The 5694-nt window shown below is 55.9% G+C and carries 5 protein-coding genes; all 5 read left to right on the top strand.

From position 1 onward, the window contains the following. The coding region (locus EOM25_11775; GenBank protein ID NCC25851.1) for a CofH family radical SAM protein at positions 1–697 on the top strand (697 nt) is incomplete at its 5' end. 45 nt (positions 698–742) lie between these two features. After that, entirely contained in the window at positions 743–2533 is a 1791-nt protein-coding gene (locus tag EOM25_11770; GenBank protein ID NCC25850.1) for an amino acid ABC transporter permease, read from the top strand. A 19-nt stretch (positions 2534–2552) separates the two neighbouring features. Further along, positions 2553–3722, top strand: a complete 1170-nt coding sequence (locus EOM25_11765; GenBank protein ID NCC25849.1) for a glycosyltransferase — start codon at positions 2553–2555, stop codon at positions 3720–3722. A gap of 2 nt (positions 3723–3724) precedes the next feature. Further along, entirely contained in the window at positions 3725–4822 is a 1098-nt protein-coding gene (locus EOM25_11760) for a glycosyltransferase (GenBank protein ID NCC25848.1), read from the top strand. Further along, on the top strand, positions 4753–5694 hold a 942-nt coding region (locus tag EOM25_11755), incomplete at its 3' end, for a glycosyltransferase (protein ID NCC25847.1). The genes EOM25_11760 and EOM25_11755, both read left to right, overlap by 70 nt.

The raw sequence follows: 5694 nt of genomic DNA, 5'->3' as shown, positions 1-5694 counted from the left end.
GCTCCATGCCGTGCGTGAAACGAGGCCCATGGCAACGATAAAAGCTTTCACCGCAGTGGAGGTTGCATTTCTGGCCGACACCCAAGGGTTGACCGAGGAGCGGGTTCTTCAAGATCTTTGCCAAGCCGGTCTTCAGGTCCTCCCCGGCGGAGGTGCCGAGGTTTTTTCTCCATCTTTGAGAAGGCGGCTTTGTCCGGAAAAGATTGCGGGCGATCGATGGCTTCAGATCCACGAAATAGCCCACGGCATGGGGATCAAGAGCAATTGCACCATGCTTTTCGGGCACATCGAGACCTGGGCTGAACGGGTCGAGCACATGCTGGCCTTGCGATCCCTCCAGGACAGGACCAAGGGGTTCCTGTGCTTCATCCCCTTGCCATACCAACCCAAGAATAATCCTCTCGCAGCCAAGGGGGCCGACGGAGTCGATTATCTACGGACCATGGCGGCTTCGCGACTTATTCTGGACAATGTTCCGCACATCAAGGCCTATTGGGTCTTTTCTGGAATCAAGGCTGCTCAGATGGCCCTGTGGGCCGGAGCCGACGATTTTGACGGGACCCTGGTCCGGGAACGGATTGGCCACGCAGCAGGGGCCATGTCTCCCGAGGGATTGACCGTCTCGGACCTGAAAACGTACATCCAATCCGCCGGTTTCGAGCCCCAAGAGCGGGATACATTTTTCGAGCCTCTTTGATTCGAGTCTTCCCGGCAAGGCATCACAGCAAATCAGATAGAGATCATGACTCTTCGACATTTTTTCGATCACCGCGGCGTTCAGTACGGATCCCTGGCCTTGGTCGGGGCTGTCATGGCGTATTATTGGGGATTTGTTTTCGATTTTGGATACGATTTCCAATGGGATGTTCTGTACAAGGAAAACTCGACCTATGGCGAGGTCTTTGGGCTGAATTTGCTTCAGGGAATGAAGATGACGGTCTACATTTCCTTGATCAGTTCAGGCATCGCCCTGGTGCTGGGAACGGCCTTCGGCCTGGCCCGCCTGAGCGAGTTTCGACCGCTGTACTGGTTCGCCACAGTGTACGTCGAGTTTTTTCGGAACACTCCCCTGCTGGTGCAGCTCTTTTTCTGGTATTTCGCCTTGCCGATGGGGCTTCCCGAGTCTTGGAGGCAGACGATCTTCTCCATGAACTTCGAGTTCTGGAGTGCGACCATGGGGCTTTCAGTCTACACCGGAGCCTTCATGGCCGAGATTGTCCGGGCTGGCGTGCAGTCCATCCCCAAGGGACTTTTGGAAGCGGCCTACTCCTCGGGGCTAAATTATTTTCAGGCCCTTCGGACCGTCATTCTGCCCCTGGCCTTCAGGGCCATCATTCCGCCCTTGGGCAGCGAGTTCTTGAACAACATGAAGAACTCCTCCCTGGCCATGGTCGTGGGCGTGGCCGAACTCTGCTGGCAGTCCCAGCAGATCGAGTCCCTAACCTTCAGGGGTTTTGAAGCGACCACGGCGGCCAGTGTCCTCTACCTGGGTCTGTCCCTGATCATCTCTTGGATCATGAATATGGTGAACGCGAGGCTCAGAATGGACGAGTCCATCAGGAATCGGTCCATGAACCTCTGGCTTGCAACGATACTGTTCCTTCCCTTTGACCTCGCTTGGCGCTGCATGGCGGGTATGTGCCGGACGGCCGGGAGAACCTCCCGGGCTGCTGGCCTCAGGTACAGCCGAGGCGTGCTCGTTTGGAAGAAAATTGGCCACGGACTGTGGAGAGCGCTGATTCTGGTCGCCAAGGTGTTTTTCGTGGTTGCGGTCCTAATGGTTCTCTTTCAAACAGCCAAAGGTCTAATGGCCTTCAATTGGAAGGTGATCGCCGACAACATCAGAACCCTTCTCATCTGGCGCTTTCCAGCCGAGGAGAGCGATGCCGTTCTGTGGGGGCTCGGCGGGTTGTCCTCATCCATCATGATGGCGGTGATGGCCATCAGCGTCAGCTTTTTCATCGGCCTGTTCGTGGGGCTGGGCCGAATGTCCAAAAATGCCCTGTTCAGGATTCCCTGCCTGCTCTATATCGAGATAATCAGAGGCAATCCATTAATTCTGGTCATTTTTTGGGTTTATTTTTTCGTCCCCATCTTTGTGAAGACCTATCTGGACGTTTTCTGGAGCGCGACCATCGCCCTGACGATCTTTACCGGGGCCTATCTAGCCGAGATCGTTCGGGGGGGGATCCAGAACATCCCCAAAGGACAGTTTGAGGCCGCCTACGGCACTGGTCTCGGCTATTACACGACGATGATCCACATTGTTCTTCCCCAGGCTCTTAAACAGATGATCCCGGCCATCGTCGGTCAGTTCATAGCCATCTTCAAGGATACGTCTCTTGCCTATGTCATTGGAGTCCTTGAGTTGACATTTGTGGCCCAGGGCTTGAACAATAGACTTATGATTTACCCCTTTGAAATCTACACCACGGTGGCCGCGCTCTATTTCGTGTGCTGCTACTCCATGAGCATCGTTGCCCATCGGCTTGAAACACGTCTCTCGCCGGAAAAGAGCAGGCTGGTGATGTGACCGTCCGGTGAAATCATTCATGGCTCGACCGGTTCTCTTCCGAGTCACCAACAATCTCAATTTGGGCGGGGTTCAGCGAAGGTTGCTGGCCCTGCTGCCCCTTCTAGTCCCTGATTTCGAAGTCCATGTGGTCACCTATCGGGATCGGGGCCTGCTTTTCGACGAATTGGCCCGTGCCGGCGTCATAACACACCATCTGCCCATTCGGAGCAAGTGGAGCCCCATAGGCATTACCAAGCTTGCCGCCCTGTTCAAAAGACACCGAGCGGAGATTGTCCACACCCATTCTTTGGGCGGAAACGTATCCGGGATTTTGGCCGCGGCTTTGGCCAGGGTTCCAGTTCGCATCGGCCAAGTCCATGTGACCGGATTGCACTGGTACGGAAGAACGGTCTGGCGTAGAAGGCGGCAGGCCTTCTCAGAGGCAATGGTGCATAGATTTTTTTCACACGCCGTGCTTTGCGTTTCAGCAGAGACCCGTCAGACATTTCTCAAAGGCACGGGATTGCCCGAGGCCATGGTCCGGACCCTGTACAATGGAATCGATTTTGACGGAATGCTCAAAAGTGAGGCCGATAGCCCGCGGGACTTGGAGCGAGAGATGGGTATAGAGCCGGGGAGAAGCGTGATCGGAGTCGTTGGGCGGATGGTCCGAGTAAAGGGAATCGAACGGGTCATTTCGCTGGCTGACTTTCTGAAGAGGGAGCGTCCGGGAAAGTTCTGTGTGGTCCTTGTAGGAGACGGTCCACTGACCGAGGAACTGAAGGCCGAGGTCAAGGCTCGCGGGCTTGAGAAAGTGGTTTTTTTTGCCGGTGAACAGAAGATGCTCGGGCCATTTTACCGTTTTTTCGATGTGCTTTTCTTCCCTTCGCCTGCCGGAAGCGAGGGTATGTCAGGAGTTGTTCTCGAAGCGTGCGGTGCCGGGTTGCCCGTTTTGGCCAACGAGGCGGGATTTCTCGATGAGATTCGACCTCTGTATCCATGGATACATACGTTTTCTCCCCAATCGGAACCATCGGATCTGGCTGAAGGTCTTGCTCGGTGTCTGGCCATGCGGCCTGAGTCCATGTACCCACCATTGGTGGATCAGTTTTCGATCCAAGCCATGCGGGACAGGACCGTTGCGTTGTATGGGACTTTTTTAAACGCTCGAAATCCATTGTCAGTGGAGCAATCGGTCAAGGCGTAAGAATGAAAAAGGTCTGCTTCGTCAATTCCACGCACAAATGGGGTGGAGTGAAGACTTGGTCCCTGGAGGTCGGGTCGGAGCTCATGGCCGCCGGTATCGAGTGTCACGTTCTGGCTCGAAAAGGTCCTTTTTTGGACATGGCCCTGGATATGGGCTTTCGAGGACTGCCGGTACGTTTCGGGATCGATTACAATCCTATTCTGATTGTACGGATGTTTCGGTATTTTCGGGTGCAAGGAATTGATCTAGTGGTCGTCAACGTCGGGAAGGATGTCAGGACGGCGGGACTAGCGGCAAGGATGGCCGGGATTCCGGTCATTCACCGGGTAGGCCTAGCCGGTGACATGCAAGACAAGCTTGACGTCCGTTTGAACCACGCCCTGGTCAAGCCGGGGCTTTTAGTTCCCTGTCGACAGATTCGGGACGGCCTTCTCAGGGAGCTTCCATTTCTTGGGCCCGACGAAATCGTTGTGGCGCATACGGTCAAGCCCCCTGGGACGGACCGGCCAAACGCGGTCAACAGTCCTCCGGTCATCGTATCGACCAGTCAGCTTAACTCCGATAAGGGACACGCCGTGGTCCTCGAGGCTTTGGCCGGGTTGAAGGGTCAGGGGTTTTCCATCCGCTACGAAATTGTGGGAACCGGACGTGAACAAAATTTCCTCGAGGCTCTGGCCGCAAAATTGGGTTTAGGTGATTCGGTCGTCTGGCACGGGTTCAGGACGGATGTGCGGTCCATCCTGAAGCGAGCGGATCTGTTCGTGTTGGCCTCGACATCCGAGGGTTTTCCAAACAGTCTTTTGGAGGCAATGGCTGAGGGGCTGGTCTGCGTCAGCAGGGATGTGGGAGGTGTGGATGAGATCTGGCCCGCGTCAAATGTTCCGCTTTTGGCTCAAAACGCCAATGCGCAAGAGTTCGGCGCGGCCATCGCCTCGATTTTGGCCTTGCCTGCGTCCGATTTGTTGGCTCGAAAACAGAAACAGTACGACGAGTACGCGGCCTGGGTCGGAGCCGAGCGGGCGAAGAGGGCATGGCCGGAAGTCTTTGCTCAAGTGGCCAGCATATCGTCTGGAAGATCATGTCAAAGTCGGCAACAATGACGGATCGGTTCAGAATAATTCTCTTCAGTTCGTCGACCTCAAGCAGCGGAGGGACCCGTCAGGCCATGTACCTGGCCCGGGCCCTGAGCGATGATGGATGGGACTGCCAGTTTTTCATCCCCGAGGGGGCGACCATCATCGACAAGGACCCAGGGCTGGAATGGCGCAGGTTAATCGGTTCTCCGAGCACCTGGAGGGCACAGTTGATGAGAGAGGTGCTGCCCGGTCGAACCGTGGTCCACGCCTTTCACGGCCAGGCGGTCAAGTTGGTCAGCATCTGGGGGCTTGGCGAACTGGGGCATGCGGCGGCGGTGGTCGCCAACCGTGGGGTGACTTTCTTTCCCCGCAACCCTCTGCCCTACTGGTCTCCGGGGATTGATGCCTTTGTGGTCAACTCCGAGTCCTGTGCCAGGCAGTTGAGCGTCATTCTCGTGCCAAGGCGGAAAATTCACGTGGTGTACAACGGCGTCCCTTCTAAACGGTCTGTAGCAAACCGAGGGGCCGAGGCGGTCCGTGAAGAGCTGGAGATTGATCGGGCCGATCTGATCGTGGGAACAGTGGCCGGGAACAACCCGGTCAAGGGAGCGGACATTCTCATGAAAGCCTTTGCCCGGCTCAGGCGGCCGGGACTTGTTTTGGTCTTGGTGGGGGTTTCGTTCCGGGATTGGAAGGAGAAGATTGATACTCTCGAATTGGCAGAAACGATCAGAGTCGTTGGTTTCACCGAAAACGTTGCCGATTACCTGCGAGCTTTTGATGTTTTTGTGCTTCCCTCGCGCCGAGAGAGCATGCCCAACACCCTTATGGAGGCCATGATGTGCGGCTTGCCGACAGTCGCCTCCTGTGTAGGAGGTGTACCGGAAGTCGCATCG

This window comes from Deltaproteobacteria bacterium (genome assembly GCA_009929795.1).
GTDB lineage: Bacteria > Desulfobacterota > Desulfovibrionia > Desulfovibrionales > Desulfomicrobiaceae > RZZR01.
Note: the sequence above shows the minus strand (reverse complement) of the source record. Positions and strands in the feature narration are given on the sequence as shown.